This window comes from Halalkalibaculum roseum (assembly GCF_011059145.1).
Lineage (GTDB): Bacteria > Bacteroidota > Rhodothermia > Balneolales > Balneolaceae > Halalkalibaculum > Halalkalibaculum roseum.
Genome location: NZ_JAALLT010000002.1, coordinates 565,442 through 584,642 on the forward strand (window position 1 = coordinate 565,442; position 19,201 = coordinate 584,642).

Annotated in this window: 17 protein-coding genes and 1 tRNA gene; 5 read left to right on the forward strand and 13 right to left on the reverse strand. The window is 41.1% G+C overall.

Annotated elements, in window-relative coordinates:
- Positions 1 to 5: 5 nt before the first annotated feature.
- On the reverse strand, positions 6 to 1,793 hold the full coding sequence (locus G3570_RS06620) for a DUF5343 domain-containing protein (protein ID WP_165140513.1): 1,788 nt from the start codon (positions 1,791 to 1,793) through the stop codon (positions 6 to 8).
- Between the two features lie 485 nt (positions 1,794 to 2,278).
- On the opposite strand from G3570_RS06620, the gene G3570_RS06625 reads away from it, so the two are divergent.
- From G3570_RS06625 to G3570_RS06640, 4 genes are all read left to right on the forward strand, one after another.
- Positions 2,279 to 2,479 carry a hypothetical protein gene (locus G3570_RS06625; RefSeq protein ID WP_165140515.1) on the forward strand — a complete coding sequence of 67 codons (201 nt, stop codon included), beginning with the start codon at positions 2,279 to 2,281 and terminating at the stop codon, positions 2,477 to 2,479.
- A 575-nt stretch (positions 2,480 to 3,054) separates the two neighbouring features.
- Positions 3,055 to 4,071, forward strand: coding sequence for a hypothetical protein (locus tag G3570_RS06630; protein WP_165140517.1), 1,017 nt, complete (start codon positions 3,055 to 3,057; stop codon positions 4,069 to 4,071).
- Positions 4,072 to 4,083: 12 nt separating this feature from the next.
- The gene (locus G3570_RS06635; RefSeq protein ID WP_165140519.1) at positions 4,084 to 4,533 is read left to right on the forward strand and encodes a type 2 periplasmic-binding domain-containing protein; all 450 of its coding nucleotides are present in this window, start codon (positions 4,084 to 4,086) and stop codon (positions 4,531 to 4,533) included.
- Positions 4,534 to 4,590: 57 nt separating this feature from the next.
- Positions 4,591 to 7,215 (forward strand): HAMP domain-containing sensor histidine kinase, encoded by a 2,625-nt coding sequence (locus G3570_RS06640; RefSeq protein ID WP_165140521.1) that lies wholly within the window; start codon positions 4,591 to 4,593, stop codon positions 7,213 to 7,215.
- A 247-nt stretch (positions 7,216 to 7,462) separates the two neighbouring features.
- Here G3570_RS06640 and G3570_RS06645 read toward each other — a convergent pair whose 3' ends face one another.
- The 6 genes from G3570_RS06645 to G3570_RS06675 form a co-directional block, all read right to left on the reverse strand.
- Entirely contained in the window at positions 7,463 to 8,104 is a 642-nt protein-coding gene (locus G3570_RS06645) for a hypothetical protein (RefSeq protein ID WP_165140523.1), read from the reverse strand.
- Positions 8,105 to 9,120: 1,016 nt separating this feature from the next.
- Complete coding sequence (locus G3570_RS06655) at positions 9,121 to 9,327, reverse strand: hypothetical protein (protein ID WP_165140527.1); 207 nt, start codon at positions 9,325 to 9,327, stop codon at positions 9,121 to 9,123.
- 115 nt (positions 9,328 to 9,442) lie between these two features.
- Positions 9,443 to 10,891, reverse strand: coding sequence for an amidohydrolase family protein (locus G3570_RS06660; RefSeq protein WP_165140529.1), 1,449 nt, complete (start codon positions 10,889 to 10,891; stop codon positions 9,443 to 9,445).
- A gap of 176 nt (positions 10,892 to 11,067) precedes the next feature.
- The gene (locus G3570_RS06665) at positions 11,068 to 11,541 is read right to left on the reverse strand and encodes a cupin domain-containing protein (RefSeq protein WP_165140531.1); all 474 of its coding nucleotides are present in this window, start codon (positions 11,539 to 11,541) and stop codon (positions 11,068 to 11,070) included.
- Positions 11,542 to 12,055: 514 nt separating this feature from the next.
- Complete coding sequence (locus tag G3570_RS06670) at positions 12,056 to 12,271, reverse strand: hypothetical protein (RefSeq protein ID WP_165140533.1); 216 nt, start codon at positions 12,269 to 12,271, stop codon at positions 12,056 to 12,058.
- A gap of 610 nt (positions 12,272 to 12,881) precedes the next feature.
- On the reverse strand, positions 12,882 to 13,505 hold the full coding sequence (locus tag G3570_RS06675; RefSeq protein ID WP_165140535.1) for a hypothetical protein: 624 nt from the start codon (positions 13,503 to 13,505) through the stop codon (positions 12,882 to 12,884).
- Positions 13,506 to 14,057: 552 nt separating this feature from the next.
- Here G3570_RS06675 and G3570_RS06680 point away from each other — a divergent pair.
- The gene (locus G3570_RS06680; protein WP_165140537.1) at positions 14,058 to 14,495 is read left to right on the forward strand and encodes a hypothetical protein; all 438 of its coding nucleotides are present in this window, start codon (positions 14,058 to 14,060) and stop codon (positions 14,493 to 14,495) included.
- A 30-nt stretch (positions 14,496 to 14,525) separates the two neighbouring features.
- Here the strand turns inward: G3570_RS06680 and G3570_RS06685 are convergent, their stop codons facing one another.
- The 6 genes from G3570_RS06685 to galE form a co-directional block, all read right to left on the reverse strand.
- Positions 14,526 to 14,747: a hypothetical protein gene (locus G3570_RS06685; protein ID WP_165140539.1), complete on the reverse strand. Its 222-nt coding sequence runs from the start codon at positions 14,745 to 14,747 to the stop codon at positions 14,526 to 14,528.
- A 93-nt stretch (positions 14,748 to 14,840) separates the two neighbouring features.
- The gene (locus G3570_RS06690; protein WP_165140541.1) at positions 14,841 to 15,164 is read right to left on the reverse strand and encodes a hypothetical protein; all 324 of its coding nucleotides are present in this window, start codon (positions 15,162 to 15,164) and stop codon (positions 14,841 to 14,843) included.
- A 240-nt stretch (positions 15,165 to 15,404) separates the two neighbouring features.
- A tRNA-Leu gene (locus G3570_RS06695) sits at positions 15,405 to 15,488 on the reverse strand.
- 120 nt (positions 15,489 to 15,608) lie between these two features.
- Complete coding sequence (locus tag G3570_RS06700; protein ID WP_165140543.1) at positions 15,609 to 17,213, reverse strand: DUF5343 domain-containing protein; 1,605 nt, start codon at positions 17,211 to 17,213, stop codon at positions 15,609 to 15,611.
- A 170-nt stretch (positions 17,214 to 17,383) separates the two neighbouring features.
- Positions 17,384 to 17,764: a response regulator gene (locus G3570_RS06705; RefSeq protein ID WP_165140545.1), complete on the reverse strand. Its 381-nt coding sequence runs from the start codon at positions 17,762 to 17,764 to the stop codon at positions 17,384 to 17,386.
- Between the two features lie 392 nt (positions 17,765 to 18,156).
- Entirely contained in the window at positions 18,157 to 19,164 is a 1,008-nt protein-coding gene (gene galE, locus G3570_RS06710) for a UDP-glucose 4-epimerase GalE (protein WP_165140547.1), read from the reverse strand.
- Positions 19,165 to 19,201: the final 37 nt, after the last annotated feature.

A 19,201-nucleotide genomic window follows, 5' to 3' on the forward strand; every position in this document is an offset into this window, starting at 1 on the left:
TTAATCTAAACTGCTTCCTTTGTTTTACCAAACTTCTCAATAAATTCGGAGTATGCTTCAAGCGCCTCTTCATCACGATTGAGATTCTCCAGAATTTCGGCTCTTTTATACATGGCCTGCTCCAGCTGTCCGTTTTGCAGCTGTGAATCTTTGAAACGGTCGATTAGATCTTCTACAGCATCCAGTAACTCTTCATCGGAACCGTTTTCATTCAGAACATCTACTCTGTTGATGAATATGTCGTCAACCTGGTTCTTGATCTTCGGGCTGCTGGCATTTCTCAGGCGCTCGATAATATCATTATACAGCGACAATAGCTCTTCGGGTGAACCGTTTTCCAGCAGTTGTGACTTCTGTAGCATGGCCATAGAGGCTTGCTCATAATACTCGGTGACGGACGAATCTTCAAAACGCTTTATTACTTCGTCAAGAGCAGGGAGGAGGTCGTCTTCACGGTCAAGTTTGTTGAGTACGGCTACACGATTGATCACGGCTTTAGCCACGGCCTCTTTCAGATGATCCTTATCTGCATCGTCAAAGTAGGATATGACATCATTATAGGCAGGCAGAACATCTTCAAAGCGTTCCAGCTTGTAAAGCAGTTCTGCTTTTTTGATGATTGCCTTTTCAATTTTTTCGTTCGTTGGGATGTTGGTAAGATTCGCCATGGGGTTCTCTTTAGTTTCCGCTCCGTTAGTGTGATATCCGTTATTAGATTCCATATTAATTTCAAGCAGTTCTTGTTCAAGTGATTCCTGACCTTCCTGAGCTTCTTCGCTGCTCTCTGATGTCTCTTCTATATCTTCTATTTCTTCGTCTTGAAGCTCAATTTCATCTTCGGTTTCGGCAAAGATTTCATTGTCTTCAGTGTCGGCCTCGTCAGAAACTTCAGTTTCAAAAGCAACTTCTTCACCGGTAGCTTCAACTTCTTCCGGCTCTTCTTCCTCTTCCACTTTATTTTTTTTATTACTGCCGAAAAAGTCGAAGATATTTTTGGATCCTTTTTCTTCCTTCTGAACCTTGGGCAGCTCATCGAAGTTTATACTTCCTTCCGAGCTTTTGCCTTCGGTTTCAGCCTCTGTCTCTTCCGCCTTATCTTCCAGCGCGGCACTATCTTCGTGTTCATAAGCTTCTTCCTCATCTGAATCATCACCGAAGAATACATCATCAAGTTCGGAATCTTCTTCAACAGCATCTTCCGTATCTGTCGAAGCATCTTCTACGATATTTTCTTCTGACTCTTTAGAAATATCTTGTCCGTTTTCAGAGAGTACCGGTTCGTCGTCCAGAGTTACTCCTTCATCATCGGACTTTTGTTCTGGAACCGGTTGATCTTTGAAATAAGCATCAACAGCCTTCTGTACATTGTTCAAACCGGCATAAGTGACCAATTTGTGAAGCGTGTTGGTCATGTATTTGATAATCAGATCGGTTTTACGCCCATCAAAATATTCGTTCAATTCCCGGTGAATATCTTCTTTTTGAAGTTTGTGGAATTCCCGGTTTTGCTCAAATAAATCGGTATAAGCATGAACCAGTCCTTTTGCGATGGCTTCATCCGTGGTATCCGGATTCGTCATTTTATGATAGAGCTCGGTAGGTTCACCGTCGACGGTAACCATATCCAACTCTTTCAACATATGAACAACCAGCAAATCACTGGGACTTTCAAATCCTAAAGAGACGAGAAACTCATCCGTAATCTCTTCAGGGGCTTCATCCAATTCAATAAGAGCTTCAATGATAGCATTGAATGAATTTGTATTCACAAGGAAGCTTTCGGTAACGGCCATTTTGTAGATTATTTAAATAGTAGTTTTTTTGAAACAGGTACTGTATAGATGATATTATTTGTACAAGCATAATTAAGTATATTTGCACCAAAGGCCAAATTAAAAACCCCTAATTAAGCTTGTATGAGGGTTTTTTAATGAACAGGACACTCTCTCTGCAAAAGCCTGAGCCCTCTCTACAATGGTAAGATTTCCTCGAGAATTAACGAATTAGAATTTACTTAAGGAAAGGTGTGATAAGTGATATCTTTATACCGATAATTAACCAATTGCCCCTTGTTATCAAGAAATTGAATATCACGATCATAATATCACGCTCTTTATACTCAATCCATCGAGAGAAAAAGAGATTGGTAAAATTCGGGAGTGCGCATACGTATTTTCTAGGAATTTTATAGGGTACTCTTGCAGCTGATTATTCGCTTGGGTAGTATCAGATAGGTTTCAGTTACTACAATATCTAATAATAAAATCAGCGCCGGGGCATGACGGAACAGGAGCAGGCAGTAGCTTATCTTAAAAAGGAGTGGGATAAGGTTGTAAGATCGGTCAAGACGAACTATACCTCACTGGACTCCAACCTCAATTCCATTAAAGACTACACCGTAGTCAGGGATAGTTTAATGGAGGTGGGTTACGATGTATCGGAAGTACACCGGTACGAAGTTGAAAATCCGTTTCGATAAGTGGGTAAGCTCTTCCTTTAATTAGAAGCAGCGGCGTTGTAAAATTATCCGGGAATACCCGGTTTGAAACTAAATATAGAGTGCCTGTCAATACGATTACTATTTAGCTGCTTTTTCACTACTGCTGTTTTTATTCTCAAACAATTCGCTGTAATCAGGTATCATATCTTTCAACGAAACAGATAATGATTTTTTATTAGGTTTTCTTCGTGGGTTGGTGAAACTGCCTTTATACTCCTTGGAATTACTATTCATCTTATGTCAAGATTTTAATTCTTTCCCATAATTTATTCCAGGGAAATAGTGTGATTGCTAACTCTGAATCAAAGTAACATTCTCAGAGGAAGAATGTGAGTTAAGAAATATTTATAAAGGGAAGAAGAGGTGTCTATTTGTATAGACTAAATCGATTCACGTATCAAAGAATTTATCGCTTATCAAAACATCTATAAGACATACCGTTTTTAGCCTAGATGATTTAAGTAGTACTGTTAGCCTGCCTATTGATATTAGGAAAATTAATTTCTCGGAAGTACATTAACTGAAATTAAACAGTGGTTTATTGTTAAACTTATATGACTATATCTAATAGCGGGTGGCTTTTTCTTTTCTTTCTTATCCTGTTAATGCGTCCCTATGATGACCTTCTTGCTCAGGATACACAAATTCTCGGTTTCGTTGCAGGAGAAATGTATTATGAAGATGATGCCCTGAATTTTGGTATAGGGGAACAGGATCTGTTTATCACTTCCAAACTGAACGATAATTTTTCTTTTCTAGGTGAAACTGTTTTTAAATTTTCCCCGAATTCTCCGACTGATTTCAATGTCAGCGTCGAACGCATCATCGTTTCCTACAACTATAAAGGCAATCACAATATCCTTTTTGGGAAACACCATACCCCCATTAATTATTGGAATGACTCTTACCACCACGGCCGTGTCTTTTTCCCGACTATCGGGCGGCCCTTGTTGTTCAGTGCCAACATCATTCCTATTCATACCACAGGTATTGCATTTCAGGGACTTAATCTGGGAGATTTGCGCTTTGGTTACAATCTGATGATAGGCAATGGTTTGGGTGCTACGGATGTTGCAGAAAACAACAAGGCGAAATCCATTACAGCCTCACTGAATATACAACCATGGAATGGGTGGCACTTTGGGGCAGCACTCTATCGTGATGTGATTTCAGCCGGGTCAATAGTACATGGCGACCTAATATCAAATCGTACCACACAGATGTTATATAACGGAACTGTCGCTTACTTCGGAAAGAAATTTGAGTTGCTTGCTGAAAGCACTATTGCCAATAATGATGTGGATGGGAGCGGAAGCAGTACCTCTTATGCCAGCTATGCCTATGCCGGTCTGCGGGTCGATGATAAAGTTGTACCCTATGTTCGTTTTGACAATCTGCAGTACGACAGCCAGGATCAATTTTTCAACAATGAAGATACTAACTCATATATAGCCGGTTTTAGATACGAGGTAAGCTATTTAATCGTTTTGAAAATGGAGTATCAATACATCGACCGCGACATTAGCGGAAGCACCGGTTTATTGAATACGCAAGTAGCCATAGGATTTTAATCAATATATCACATGAATTGTAGAGTACTTGTAGCTTTATCAGTTTTACTTTTTGTAGGCAGTCTGCCGGTTTCTGCACAGAATCAGCAGCTGAATGTTATTGCCAATTCCCAATCGGTGCCGGGAGAGATGAATATCGACCAGCTAAGAACCATCTTAAGGGGGGAAAGACTGAGGTGGGACGACGGGGTCTCTGTAAAAATTGCGCTGATGAAAACAAATACCACCATCGGCTCTTATACCTGTGAACGTATCTATAACATGTCTACTAATGAATTGAATAAATATTTTCTTGCCCAGGTATTCCAGGGTAAGGTTAAGGCACCGACTTTTTTCACATCCAAGAGCGAACTTGAAGACTTTGTGGCAAGGACCCCGGGAGCAATAGGCGTTTCTCAAAACACCACTCTGTCAGGTAGTGAAATTAAACTGGTAGTTATTGATGGCAAAAAGCAACTTTAGCTGTTGTAAAGGTCACTATTCATATCAAACATCCGTAATCAAAAGATTTAGCTGGGTATGGCGCTGACTGTCAAAAGTAAAATTTTAATGACGGTACTTTCGGTAGTGCTGATGTTTACCCTTTTCATTCTCTTTTACTTTCCTTCCCGACAAGAAAGAGTGCTCCTTGAAAATTATAATGAAGAGATCGAGAACTTTGCCAATTCAGTAGCACTTGGTGTCAAAATTGCCCTGACGGAACAGAATTTTGAAGGGGTAGAAACAGCAATTGATTTTGTCAGGGACGACCATCGCCTTGAATTTGTAAGCCTCATCCAAATTGATACCCTCCGGAATGCTGCGGATGATTCTTACAGTGTGCAAAAGACAGTCTTCAAAACCTTCCCGGAAGGGGTAAAGGTTGACGTTAATGCCCGTTCAAATGAGGATTTCATTTACAAAAGTTCCTCTTTTTCGACTCCGATCATGACCGGGGAGGTCATGCTGAGTTTTTCTACCCAAGAGATCGTTGCCAGTATGGAGCAGATTCGCCTTACCTCCATTTTGGCAAGCTTGATTGTATTTGGAATAGGGCTTGGTATCGGCTTTATGCTGGCCAGAAATATATCGGGTCCGGTACTGGCGCTGAGGGATGCCGCTAAAAAAGTAGGAGAGGGAGACCTTTCTCAATCTGTGGATAATAAGTCTACAGATGAAATCGGTGAACTGGCGGTAGCTTTCAACAAAATGGTCAAGAAACTGAATGTGGAAGCCGCGATGGAAAAGATCCGAACCCGGACCATTGCCATGCAGGAGTCAAGTGAGTGGCAGGAAGTGATGCAGGTATTTTTCAAACAGATGCGACACCTGGGTTTTGAGGCGCCTGCTTATCGCGTGGTATTATGGGATATGCATTCCGGTAAATGGAATTACTGGATTTATAATGCCGACACTAATCAAATTACCCGATTGGAATCGTCTCTTGACGAGAGGATGGGGGATTTATCAGGATCCGGAAATTCGGTGAAGAGTCCAAAAGGATATGTGGCGTATACGATTTCACCTGATTCCGGTATATCTTCGGAACAGGAATTTTTAAATCAGTTAAAGGAAGCTGTAGATAATGAATCCCCCGACCTCCAACTTGAAGAATCCATAACAGTAGGTATGGCCGAAACTGCCTCGGGGGCGCTGGAAGTCATCGGGGCGGATAACTTGTCATCTGCCAATCAGGAGCTTCTTCAGCGACTTGCCGAGGTAATGGATCAATCGCACACCCGGCTTCTTGATTTGGAAAAATCAGAAGCCCAGGCCCTTGAGTCACATAAACAGGCTGCGCTCGATAGGATCAGGGGAGAGGTGGCCAGTATGCGGTCGCGAGACGACCTTAATAAGATTATTCCTCTGGTTTGGCGAGAGCTGACTACCCTGAAAGTACCCTTTACACGTTGCGGGGTCTTCATCATTCATGAAAAAGATCATACCATTACCTGTTTTCTTTCAATGCCGGATGGAAAGGCGCTCGGGTTTTTTGAGATGAGTATAGAGGATACTCCACTCACCTCCCGCTTGTATGAATCGTGGAAAGAATCAAAAATTTATACCGAGCACTGGAATGAAGAGAACTTCCTTGAGTGGACAAATCGTCTGATAGAGTTAAACCATATAGACGACCAGGAAACCTACCAGGGTTCGGCTAAACCACCTAAATCTCTGGACCTGCACTTTGTTCCCTTTGAACAGGGCTTGCTATATGTTGGCAACAAGAATCCCTTGCAGGAAGAGAACCTCGAACTGGTGGATTCCCTTGCGCAGGTATTCTCGGTGGCCTTTGCACGCTACGAAGACTTTAAGAAACTCGAGCGAGCGAAAAATGCCGTTGAGGAGACGCTCTCCGAATTGAAATCCGCCCAATCGCAATTGGTTCTGTCTGAGAAGATGGCATCACTGGGAGAACTCACTGCAGGTATCGCCCATGAAATCCAGAACCCGCTGAATTTTGTGAATAATTTTTCCGAGATCAGCACCGAAATGATTAGCGAACTGGACGAGGAGATCGAAAATAAGAATTACCGGGAAATCATATTCATTGCCAATGATCTTCGAAAGAATCTGGAAAAGATTAATGAACACGGCAAGAGGGCAAGCAGTATCGTGAAGGGTATGCTTGAGCACTCCAGGGACGGTAATCGTGAAAAAGAGTTCTGCGACATCAATAATCTTGCAGATGAATACCTGCGACTGGCCTATCACGGTTTGCGGGCTAAGGACAAATCTTTTAATGCAAAGATCAGCGTTAATCTCGATCCTTCTCTTCCCAAAATTAAAGTGGTGGCCCAGGATATCAGTAGGGTATTGCTGAACCTGATCAACAACGCTTTCTATGCCGTTAGCGAAAAAGCAAGAACACATGGGGAAGATTATGAACCTATTGTTATGCTCAGTACAGAGTATGTAAACCGGCGGATTGAAATAAGAGTGAAAGACAACGGACCCGGTATCCCGGAAGAGGTTGCCGATAAAATTTTCCAGCCCTTTTTTACCACCAAACCTACCGGTAAAGGAACGGGTCTTGGTTTAAGCATCAGCTACGATATCGTCACCAAAGGTCATAACGGTAAGCTCTCCATGATTACCGAAACTGCTCAAAACGGGAAAGCAGAAACCGGAACGGAATTTGTCATTGTGCTTCCGGTAAACTGAGAGGTTCTGTCACGGTTGGATACTCTTCTGCATGTAATGGCCACGGCAGCCATAATCGACTCCAAGCAAAAAAACACATTACGTAAAATCGATTCCCGGGAATAAAAAGAAATGCCCCGGCTGCAATCAAGCAACCGGGAACATACCGGAGAGAATAGTTGGCTTTGAAAGTTTTCCCTCTCAGCCTAAGTATGACTGTTAAATAGCCAAATGGTTACAGGACAAAAATAACTCTAGTCGACAATAATTATTCGCTGGTAGTAACTATGATTTGTCCTTCGTTCTCAATGACCAGTGCGAACTTATCAAATACGCTCCCTGATGCCTTAATTTTCACCTCTTCAATTATCTCCTTAGTGAGTGTGACGTCAAACCGGTATTCCCCGTCTTCATAGAAACTGGAAGGGAAGTTCGGATAGTCCGGTATCTTATCAATTGAAAAGGGCTTATAGTCCACGATCGACCAGATGGCAGCCTGGATCTCCTTGTAAGTGATCTGAGGATAACTCTGCTTATAATGATCAATTCGATTTAATAGGTAATTCAACTTGTTCCAGTACACTTTACCTTCGGTGGAGTGAAGCTTAACATGCTTCTGCAAACCTTGTATAACTCTCACATCCCATTCAATACACCAGGCTCTCTTCTGGCCATTTGATATGATTGGGTTGGGGTCGATATTGCTGAGATCTATTAAATGGAGTGCAAAAGAATTTGCTCCGCTCTTTAAATCCATGGTAACATCCTGGGCTTCAGCCACGGGTACGGTGGATTCAATAAATTCGACGGAATCTTCAATTCCTGTACTGCTGTAATCATTGCATGACGAGAAAAGTAGAAGGGATAACATACCGAAAATGCCTATACGGATGCCATAAAAGCGATGCATGGTTCACCTCTTAGATGTGGAGTTTTAGATGTATTTAGCCAACGTAGTTTTGTTATTTCAAAGAAAAGAAAAGGGCAGGATAGGAGCTAGTTATTTTCTTTTAATTATTTCTTTTTCCCAATCATGATTATTATACAAGAACCTTCCTGAATTTCTCGACAAAATATTATTGCGCTTTTCGCCTCAGATCACATTTTTAAAATAATCTTATTGGCTGTGAATTTTACTCCTGAAACAGATTGGCTATTTAACGATGTGAAACATTCCTAAGGAAGCTTACGTAAAGTCGACATATAGTTAAAATATTAACCAACCGAAGTAACTATGTGTTGTAACCAAAAACAGGGATTGTGGTTTTTTCTGACTTTTGCTGCAATTTTTATTGGGTTGTCTTATTTCGATTTTTTTATCAGCAGTTTTATGCAAACGCTGTTTGATCCGAACACTTGGGTATTGGTATCCATTGTAATTGCCGGCAGTCTTATATATCGATGGAGCAGCAGGGAAGAAAGGAATCACCAGTACCGGTAGGCCTGTTAAAAAATACCCCCCGGAAAGGACAAAATCCGGAGGGAACCCATGTTAGTCAACTTGCCTGTATGTAAGACCGACAGAGAGACTATTCCTTACACTTTTTTCAAGATATCTCTATATAAATTAACCTGACCTCATTTCGGAATTCACGGGGTATGTACGAATCTTTTCTATAATATGTATATCTGATGGTAGGTGTAACGTGACTTCTTAATTTGCCTTCCTATAAATACTCTCCATGTAGCATTTCTGAATATGGCGTTTCAGCCGAACGGGAAAGCAACAATAGCTGAATAAAAAAACCCCGGCAGGGGTTGTTCTCCACCGGGGCTTTGGATAAGTAAGTTAAGTGAGACTTACTTTCATCTACGTGGTGTTTAGACTACTGAAAATCAAAATGGTTACAGAAAAATTTTACGGGGTAGTAAAAGTGTCAATACTCAGGGTAGGTATACGTGGAATACCGGTTGGACTAGAGGTGTCTAGAGCCTGGCTTCCATCTTTTTCATAGCTTCACGGAGACCTTCGGCCAATACCGAATGCCGGGTATGGTTTCTATCCCTGGTGATGAGTTCAACCTTACCTTGATCTTGCTCGACGCGCTTGACCTTCAACCCATTGTAATAGTATAAGTTCGGGGCACTGGAATACTCCCAATCTTCAGGGAACCATTTTTCCTTTGTGGTCATGAGTATGGTAATTAAGTATGTACACTTAAAAACAAGGATACCAATTTGTCACAAAGAAATTTGTAGGGTTTTTCCTGATATTTAGTGGGAGCTCTTTATATTCCCAGTCATAATCTTACTCTATCCAATATCCTTCAAGCATAACCCGGTGGATACTTCGGGAATTTCGAACATCCTTCAAGGGGTTATCGTCCAGCATGATAAAACTTGCCATTTTTCCTATACCAATACTTCCGGTGATATCATCGACTCCCAAAAATTGAGCAGGGATAATCGTTGCTGCACGAAGCACTTCCGCATTCGACATGCCACCATCACTCATGAATTCAAGTTCTTTATGGGCGCTATAGCCCGGAATGACTGAGGGATTACCTGCATCCGAACCCATTAGAATGGGAACTCCCGCTTTATAGAAGAGGGAAAAGTTCTGCATCATATTCTGTTTATGTTGGTCAGTATCAACACCTGAGCTTTGTACCATCAGCTGCCGCACCGGCCAGTTTTCAAGACTGCGATTTGTTCTTTCTGAACTATATTGCATGAGAAAGGGGTCTTCCAGAATCTCAGCAGAGGCCACATATTGATACATGTAAGCAATGGATAAGGTAGGAGTATAATAAATCGAATCTTCCTTCATCTTCTCAAACAAAGTTTCTGCATCCTTAAGCACCTGGTCTGCCACCGTATGGACAATAACGTCAACACCGGCGTGGATGGCATCCTCCAGATCATCCTGCCGGGAAACATGGGCAAAGACAGACAGATTATATTCGGAAGCGATTTGAACTATTTTTTGGAGGGTTGCATCCGATATTCTCGGTTCTTCTGAGGCGCCACCCAAACCGGATTCAACCATTATTTTGATACCGTTAAGACCAAGTTCTTTCTTCTTTGAAAAAATAGCGTCAAAATCGGATTCTTCACTTACAGTTAAAATTCCCTGTTCATCCAGATCAATTTCATCTGCGGGGATTCCTGTCATCATGGGGACTAAAGGTATAGGATAACCGCCAGGAGCAGTGAGGATATCACCGGTAGCAAATATTTGGGGACCTATTAATTCATTACTCTTCTGTTTATCAATTAAGTCCGCTGTGATCTCTTGATTGAACCCATGACCGCCTAGTGTAAATATTGTACTGACACCGTATCGTGCAAATTGTTCAAGCGCCATCGGTCGTGTTGATTCGTCCGGGGGAATCAAACCGCCACTGTTCAGATGTGCATGCATATCGATCATCCCCGGCATCAGAAAACGGTTTTCTGCGTTTACGATGGTATAGTTCTCCCTCAGGCTATCGTGTATGGACCCCTCAAATATTCGCGCAACAATACCATTACGTACCGTCAGATGCTTATTTTCTAAAATAGTGCCGGATTCAACATCAACAACATTTGCATTCGTAATCAGGTACCGAGGGCTATTTTGAGTAGCATAGACTTCTTTGGGATCAAGCTTCAGAGTGTGTTCTTCAGTATTATGGAACCAGATAAAATAGGCACTCACTCCGGCTACTAAGAGTACTCCCAAAATGACGCTAAAGACCTTAAGAAATTTTTTCATGCTTACGGTAGGTTGTTCTGTGTATTTGGTTGATATTTGAACAGAGCTTTCCTTTTGAAGGAGTTGATAATAATGCCGTGGCGATTAAACGTTTCTTGTATATAAATTAAAGTTGCAACCTTTTCTATTAGGCAGGGGATTGCTTGAAATACTTTATACATGCCCCTACCTTCGGTTTATTTTTCCATCAGTTCTTTTGCAACGCTATCATAATATTCTCTGGTTAATTTTTCTGTCCAAATCGTGGGTTCACTTCCGTAAACAGCAATGTATGACACGGAACTATCTGCAGAGGATGTATGCCAATGTTCTGTATCTTTGGCACACATTATCACATCACCTTTTCTCATAATAATGGGGTCCTCATCTCTCTCCTGATAATAACCTTTACCCTCAATAATAATGAGTACCTGGGCTGTTGTGTGTTTGTGCCAATCTAAGGTCGAGTTTGGACTAAAAGTAGCCTGGGTAATATTGTAATCGAAACCATCACCCGCTTCTACCAAAAAGTTTAACCAGGCCTCACCCAGGTGATGAGTATTTGGAGCTTTGACACCTTTATCTAAAAATGAGCTAATATCGTAATCAGAGCTTTGTGCATTAATCGATAAAGGGATTAAAACGAAAAATAACAGGGTTAGCTTTTTCATTATGATATCTACTTTATTGAGGAAAGTTATTACAATTTAGTTGTACAAAGTGACAGACTAAGCAGCAGACACTGGAATAACGGAGAATTTCTGAATAGCAGAGTAACTATAAAAGGGGAAGGTGGCAACCAAGATTTAGAACCTTTCTCACCCATATTATTAAACGACCCTCCTCATATTCCAGCCGAAGCATATTAACTGAGAGTTAAGCGGACTTGAAGATGAAAAGCACTTCGATAAACCCATAATGACGGATTGTACCAGGTAGGTAAGGTAGAGGCTTATGCCTACTTAGGGAAAGAATTACCCCTGATCACAGTAAAGGAAAAAGAGCTGGGTTAAGGTCAAGGGCTAGTTGACTGTAGAGTCTACGTAATGATTGCCAACGACAAGATCTCAACGTATAAATAGAAATGCCCCGGTGCGGTCAAGCTACCGAGGCAATGAATAGTTCGTAGCGAGAAACTCTCGCTAACTCTCGCCAATAAGACTACCTAAGGTCACAACGGTTACATTAGCTTTCTCTAAGCTGTTGTTCCATCATTTTGAAGGCAGTAGAAAGTTCTGAACATACCACAGCGCACCGCTTACCGGCGAAATCATTAGTGATCAGTTCAACCTTTCCATCCAGGCGATCTATTTTCCTTACATAAAAATCCTTGTACCTGTAAAGATTGGGTGTAATGAGATTCAACCAACCTTCAGGTAATTTTTTATACTGTAGATTCATGCCCAAAAGTAGTACTAACGGAATAACAATTATGTAGTGCTATCACTTACTTTTGTTGTAGGGGATATAATTAAAAAAAGCCCCGGGCGAATCATCTAAACACCCGGGACTTAAGTATAGTAAGTCATGCCAAACTTACTATTTTCTCACTTGTTGTTTAGACTATTGAAAAACTATTTGGTTACAGGAAAATGTAAGATCCGTTCAAGCGATGTAGCTGAGGCACCAAATACTGCCTCCAAATTTTTTGATAGTTATTCTGAGATTTAGAAACTATTGAAGCGGTAAATGGGAAGCTCATTACCTGCTCGTTGAAGAAACTCGGGCCAGAATATCATCTCTAGCTAGGGGCCATAGGGGACATCTTGGAATTTGATGATATCGGGGTGATTAAGTTGTCCATAGCCAAAGCGAAAAGTGATTGCGCCCCACTGTGACTGCTGGAGGACGCAGGTGGGAAGCCTGGAGAATCTCCACCTTCGAAGAGTAAGAATAACTTCCCCTTCCAACTCAGGATTCATATGTCGGAATGGAATGATACGTCTGATCGTACCCTCTTTTTTTACTTCAAATCGAATAATATTCCTTATACGGTACTGTTATTTTCCTATCAATCTTCAGTTTTGTATCCTAGATCAAGGATTTGAAGCTCCCAATTGTCTAAAGTTTGTTTAAGATGCAGCCATCCAATTGTTGTTTGCTGAGCTTCCCCGATCAATTTGAAGAGTAAATATCTATCCTCTGGCGGTGATGAAAAAGTATTGAATACTCCTGAATAGTATATATGAGTTGGATTATTTGTTTCAAAAGTCATCCAATCTTGAGAGGTTTCTCTTACTACTTCGCCTTCACTAAGGAGTTTCGGTAGTAAGTCATTTCCCCAAATAAGAGTTTTGGTTTCTCCGATAAGCTGTAAAGACTTATTGTGGAACTGGATAAAAGAAAAATAGAATGGTTCTTCTCCTTCAAAGTCATGATACTCGTAAACAAAGTTCAGATCATCACCTCCATCATTATTAAGGTCTACCAATTTAGAATAGATTCTTTGGGTATAACCGTCCTCTATATATTCGTACTTTTGTTCCAACTCTACCGAATCAAATTTTAAAAATACGGAGACGGTTGCCAGATCACCTGTCACTATTTGAAAAGGACCAGGCATATCTTCTTGGCAAGATTTAAAGAAGAATCCCGAAGTAAATAAAACCAATATTGTCAGTACTCTTTTGACCATTTAAATTATTACCTCATGGAAAACAACGGTCTCGGATTATAAGCAATGCAATTGATGCTATCTTTGCTTTGTACATATGTTTGTTCACGTTATTAACAAAATATAAGAGTAATTTGAATAAAGCGGAGTTGAAATCAAAGTACGAACATTGTCTTACGCATAAGAATTAAGCCGAAAATAAGCTGCGCGTATACATAAGCGCAGAGCATATATTTTTGGATAACCTAAAGACTAATCGAATTTCTATGCTCTGATTATTAGAAAATATCCCTTGCAGGTATTAAGTAATTTGTTCAATCACTTTTCATTTAATAATAAAAGCCCCGGTAAGGACAAAAGCCGGGACACCCAATGTTAGTTAACGCATCTATATGTAAGACCAATGAGGAAGTGATTACTTACATTAAATTAATTACTTACAAATAAATTAAATAATCCTAATCTATTGCCAGTAAATGTACAAAGCAGTATAGTGTGTCAACTTCAAGGAGAAAGTAGTATCAGTCTAAGATGGTACCCCTTACTAAAAATTTAATTTAGAGGGTATGTACTATGAAACTAATAAAAATAGCTAGCTGCTTTTTTATCATGACATTTGGTGTAATTCTAACATCAAATGCCCAATCATCAAGCAATCAATTTTTTCCTTTCGGCGCAACAATCGATGTATGTGGGGAATTAGTTGATTTTGAAGGAGTATTCCATCCAGTATTTAAGATCGGAGATAATGGAGGATTCCAAGTGCTTGATCATATCAACGCGCGTGGAACTGGTGTGGGACAAACCTCCGGGACCGTTTATAATTGGAATGATACTATCAATTTTCATCTAAAATTAGCAGGTGCTTCTACCCAAACCCGTGGACAAACTTGGGTACTGGTTCCTAGGGGAGGTGGAGAAACCCTTCTATTAAAATCTATTTTACATATTACATTAAATCAGAATAGTTTTAATGTAACTGTTGATAATTTTTCAGTAAGCTGTTTATAAGTTATTGATAGTGACAGAAAGGGGAGGTTATTATTTAGCCTCCCTCTTCAATTCTATTCTCATTTTCATCATCGCCTCTCTCAGATCTCTTGCTAAAACCGAATGCCTGGAATGGTTTTTATCTCGAGCAACGAGCTCGATCATACCATTGCCCCGGTCGATCCGCTTGACGAGGATTTCTCCGTAATAGTAATGGTCCGGGACGGTTGCATAATCCAACCCATCAGGGAATTGTCCTTTCTTTTTGTTCATGGTAAGAGAATAACAACCCGGAATGACGGATTGTGTCAATAAGGTAAATTAATTTTAATGGGGTTGGTCAAGAGAAAGGAATAACTCCGTTATTTAGGTAATGTTCCTACTATGCCCGGGGTATGGATCGGGGCTTAGAATTGAGTTAACAAAATAAGTGGGAATTGCAACGAAAATAACGTTGGTAATGGTCCACCAAAAAATGTACTTGGTCATTGATTTTACTTTTCGGTTAGTTTTTAAATTTTCTTTTAAAAAGACTACGTCCAATACTCCTCGGTAACCAAAGGATATAGACTTTCCAGCATTTGTAATTTCATAAAGAGCTGATCCCAATTCAACAGGTTCTAATTCTTCATTTAAAACTTTATCGTATAAAGCTTTTACTTTTTCATTTGTATTTGTTGAGGGACTCATATCAGTAAACTTAGATCGTTAAGAATTTAGTTACTGATAAATTAAAGACTTGTAAACGGCATTTCGGATGGGCTTTTTTATTCTAATAGTTTCGCACAAAAAAAGCCCTGTAAGAGAGGAAAAATGGGGGTGGCACATCCTATTCTGTTACCCCAATGTTACCCCGAAAAGCATTTTAAACAAAAAAGCCTCGCAATTAATCATAGTTATAATAACTATAAATCATTGCGAGGCAATAAGTACCCGAGATCGGACTCGAACCGATACGGCCGTGAAGCCATTGGTGTTTGAGACCAACGCGTCTACCAATTCCGCCACTCGGGCAAAAACAGAAAGCAAATATAAGCAATCCTCAATCTCTTTTAAAAGGGAAAAGTAACTGAAAGATGAAGGGAAGGAGAGGAGTACGTATACCGGAAAATGTATGCTAAATGCAGGGCCAGATTAAGAGTCGACGGTTTCTCCAAACTCTTGCAGGAAAGAGGTGTAAGCATCCAGGGCATCTTCGATCCGGTTCATATGCTCCAGGATTTCCGCTTTTCGGAACATAGTCTCTTCCAGGTACTTTCGGAAGCGTGGGTTCTCACCGAATCGGGTGATGGATTGGTCTAGCGCTTTGAGCAGCTCAGAATTATCATCGGCTCGATTCAGCAGTGTCAGGCGCCTGATAAAAATCTCGTTTACCTTTTCCTGTATATAGGGATCGGACTCATCTTCCAGGCGGTTGATAATCTGATTGTAAAGGGGCAGGAGATCCTGTCCGTCATAATCTTTGGTTTCCAGCAGCTCTGCTTTTTGAAGCATCGCCTTGGAGGCCCGTTCATAGTACTCAGAGTCATCTGAACTGCTGAATCGCCGGATGACTTCATTCAGGGCCGGCAGCAACTTGTGCTCCTGATTTAGTTTCTTAACAAGCTCAACCCTGCGGATGACAGCTTGGGATACCGCTTCTTGTAGAAATGATTCATCCGCATCATCAAAATAGGAGATCATGTCTTCATAAGACTCCAGTGCTTCCCGGTTGTGACCCAATTTATCGAGGAGCTCGGCTCGTCTGACAATCGCTTTTTGTATTCGTTCATCAGAGGTATCCAGGTGTGAAAGACTGATATCATATTTGCCGGGAAGGGCACCGGTATCACTCCGACCTGCCGGTTCATTTTTGGCGGTCTCTTCGCCAACCAAATCATCGTCATCATAGCTGCTATCGGATGCTTTAAATTCCTGAATGGAGCCGTCTTCTTCACCGGACTCATCCCATTCTTCAGACTGTTCGGCTTTACTGAGATCCGCAGCAGCTTTATCCTTATCAGAAGCATCAGTTTCATCCTTGATGTCAGACTCTTCTTGTTCTTTAGAATCTGGTTTGTCACCAAAGAGAATCTCCTCAACACTTCGGCTGCTGATCTCTTCCTGTTCGGAGGCGGCATGGAAGTCAGGTCCGGATTTGCCGTTATTGTTCGTCTCTTTTACAGCAGAATCAGCACCTTCTGATTTCGCGGTAGTTGCTTCAGATTCAACCTCAACTTCGATTTCATTATCTATTTCAATGTTTTCATCAGCATCAGCACTGGCAGTCTTCAGTTCTTCGCCCAGCATGCGATCTCTTGCTTCCTCCACAACGTCAATACCGGCGTAAGAGACTAATTTGTGAAAGGTGTTCGCAATGTATTTGACAATGAGATCTGTTTTTTTTCCCTCAAAATATTCTTTGAGTTCTTCCTGAATTTCTCCGGGTAACCTCTTGTGGATGTCAGGATTTTCCAGAAACAGGTCCATGTACCCGTTGATGACTCCCTCAGCAATGGCTTCTTTGGTGTGATCGGGATCAACCATCTTAAAATAGAGGTCCGACGGTGTCTTATCCTGGTGGATGATATCGAGCCCACGGAGTACGTGAAGTACCAGCAGATCACTGGGATTGTCATATCCCATTTTTTCAAGGGTGGTATCAGAAATAGTGTCGGGATGCTCCGATCTCGATATCAACGCCTGGATGATAGGATCAAAAGACTTGGTATTTACCAGGAAGTTTTCGGATATACCCATAATTTGTTCGTTTAAAGGCTACTGATACCGATTTCTGTAGTGCTATAGCTTTGCTACAATTTTAAACAATTTGATGAATTCTCAAATTATAAACCGTTAATAAGAATACACAAAAAGAGGGGCAAAATGGAATTAAAAACGTATCAGGCTAAGATTTCCGGCAATCTTTCCTAGAAAGCGTCTTCAAGGGCCTTCGCCAGCAGATTTTTATCAACCGGCTTTGAAAGAAAAGCAACGTAATCCGTCTTTTTAGCTCTCTCAACGTTTTGAGGCTCCGTATTGCCCGTAACATATATCACCTTCACATTGGATGATTTCCGGATTTTACTCATGGCTTCAATACCGTCGATATTATCGGAGAGTTTGATATCCATCAGTATCAGGTCAACCGCATCCAGTCTCAGTGCCGATTTGATGGCCTCTGTTCCTTTTGAAACTTTTGCCAGAACGGTATGACCCATCGAAGTGACCATCTGCTCCAGGATAATCTGCTGCAGGATGTCGTCTTCTACAATTAGTACCTTTTTGGACTTATCATCGTTGTTAAGCATGTATTCCCGGGGCTTCTCTTTTAATTTAGAGCTAATTTCCCTGATCCTGTCGACACCACCCAAAAGCCTTAAATTTACAGCCGTTTATATGGAATCGTCTAAGATATGTGCAGATTAATTAGCTGTTTATAAATGATATTTTTATTGCTGTACCTATATTATTATAAATAAAAGCAGATCAATTATAAGGAATTGATCCTCTTTTTGAAAAACATTTATTCACTGTATCAAAACTAAGTCACTTATCTAATAGATAAACTTTACGCTGTTTCGTTACAATTTGAATATTGGATTTTTCTAATAAAACTTGCCAATTAGACACCTTATATAAATTCCCTCAACCCAAACACTTCCTCCTTACGACTTTCTACTCCTTACTCCTTACTCCTTAACTAATAACCTTCCGGATTCTGCGACTGCCATCTCCATACATCACGACACATACCTACCAGATCTCTTTCTGCTTCCCAACCGAGTTCTTCACTTGCTTTCTGTGGATCTGCATAGCAGGCTGCAATATCGCCCGGGCGCCGGTCGGTAATCTGATAGGGTACATCCTGACCGGTGGCCTCTTCAAAAGCATTGACCACTTCAAGTACACTGTAACCCTTGCCGGTCCCCAAATTGTAGGTGAGTAAGCCGGGATTTTTTTCCAGGGCCTCCAGTGCTATGAGGTGACCCACTGCAAGGTCAACGACATGGATATAATCGCGAACACCGGTACCGTCTTCGGTAGGGTAATCGTCCCCGAATACTGATAATTTTTCAAGCTTTCCAACAGCCACCTGGCTGATGTAGGGCATAAGATTGTTGGGGATATCATTGGGATCTTCTCCAATTTTTCCACTGGGGTGCGCACCAACAGGGTTGAAATAGCGGAGCAGTGCAAGATTCCAGCTGCTGTCAGACACGTGGAGGTCCCGAAGTATTTCTTCAATAAATAGTTTGGTTCTGCCGTAGGGATTGGTTGCAGATAATGGAAAGTCCTCCTTTATAGGAACGGTTTCTGGGTCTCCATACACGGTAGCAGAAGAGCTGAAGACAAGATTTTTGACTCCGTATTTCTTCATAGCTTCACATAAGTGAAGTGTCCCGGTGATGTTGTTATGATAATAGGAGAGAGGCTTGCTTACCGATTCACCTACAGCTTTATAGCCCGCAAAATGGATAACGGCCTCTATGGGATGCTCCGAAAAGATAAACTCCAGTTTTTCATGTTCTAATAAGTCCACTTCAAAAAAGGTTACTTTCTTTCCGGTGATTTCTTCCACTCTTTTGAGGGCCTCCTTTTTACTGTTGGCCAGGTTGTCTACCACTATTACCTCATAACCTGCTTCCAGTAATTCCACACACGTATGACTCCCTATATAGCCGGCGCCTCCTGTGACAAGTATCTTCATATATCTATTCTTAAATTCTTGATTGTGATCGCACTAA

Coding starts and splice junctions, on each gene's coding strand:
- G3570_RS06620 (WP_165140513.1), bottom strand. CDS start 1,793: ATGGCCGTTACCGAAAGCTTCCTTGTGAATACAAATTCATTCAATGCT.
- G3570_RS06625 (WP_165140515.1), top strand. CDS start 2,279: ATGACGGAACAGGAGCAGGCAGTAGCTTATCTTAAAAAGGAGTGGGAT.
- G3570_RS06630 (WP_165140517.1), top strand. CDS start 3,055: ATGACTATATCTAATAGCGGGTGGCTTTTTCTTTTCTTTCTTATCCTG.
- G3570_RS06635 (WP_165140519.1), top strand. CDS start 4,084: ATGAATTGTAGAGTACTTGTAGCTTTATCAGTTTTACTTTTTGTAGGC.
- G3570_RS06640 (WP_165140521.1), top strand. CDS start 4,591: ATGGCGCTGACTGTCAAAAGTAAAATTTTAATGACGGTACTTTCGGTA.
- G3570_RS06645 (WP_165140523.1), bottom strand. CDS start 8,104: ATGCATCGCTTTTATGGCATCCGTATAGGCATTTTCGGTATGTTATCC.
- G3570_RS06655 (WP_165140527.1), bottom strand. CDS start 9,327: ATGACCACAAAGGAAAAATGGTTCCCTGAAGATTGGGAGTATTCCAGT.
- G3570_RS06660 (WP_165140529.1), bottom strand. CDS start 10,891: ATGAAAAAATTTCTTAAGGTCTTTAGCGTCATTTTGGGAGTACTCTTA.
- G3570_RS06665 (WP_165140531.1), bottom strand. CDS start 11,541: ATGAAAAAGCTAACCCTGTTATTTTTCGTTTTAATCCCTTTATCGATT.
- G3570_RS06670 (WP_165140533.1), bottom strand. CDS start 12,271: ATGAATCTACAGTATAAAAAATTACCTGAAGGTTGGTTGAATCTCATT.
- G3570_RS06675 (WP_165140535.1), bottom strand. CDS start 13,505: ATGGTCAAAAGAGTACTGACAATATTGGTTTTATTTACTTCGGGATTC.
- G3570_RS06680 (WP_165140537.1), top strand. CDS start 14,058: ATGAAACTAATAAAAATAGCTAGCTGCTTTTTTATCATGACATTTGGT.
- G3570_RS06685 (WP_165140539.1), bottom strand. CDS start 14,747: ATGAACAAAAAGAAAGGACAATTCCCTGATGGGTTGGATTATGCAACC.
- G3570_RS06690 (WP_165140541.1), bottom strand. CDS start 15,164: ATGAGTCCCTCAACAAATACAAATGAAAAAGTAAAAGCTTTATACGAT.
- G3570_RS06700 (WP_165140543.1), bottom strand. CDS start 17,213: ATGGGTATATCCGAAAACTTCCTGGTAAATACCAAGTCTTTTGATCCT.
- G3570_RS06705 (WP_165140545.1), bottom strand. CDS start 17,764: ATGCTTAACAACGATGATAAGTCCAAAAAGGTACTAATTGTAGAAGAC.
- galE (WP_165140547.1), bottom strand. CDS start 19,164: ATGAAGATACTTGTCACAGGAGGCGCCGGCTATATAGGGAGTCATACG.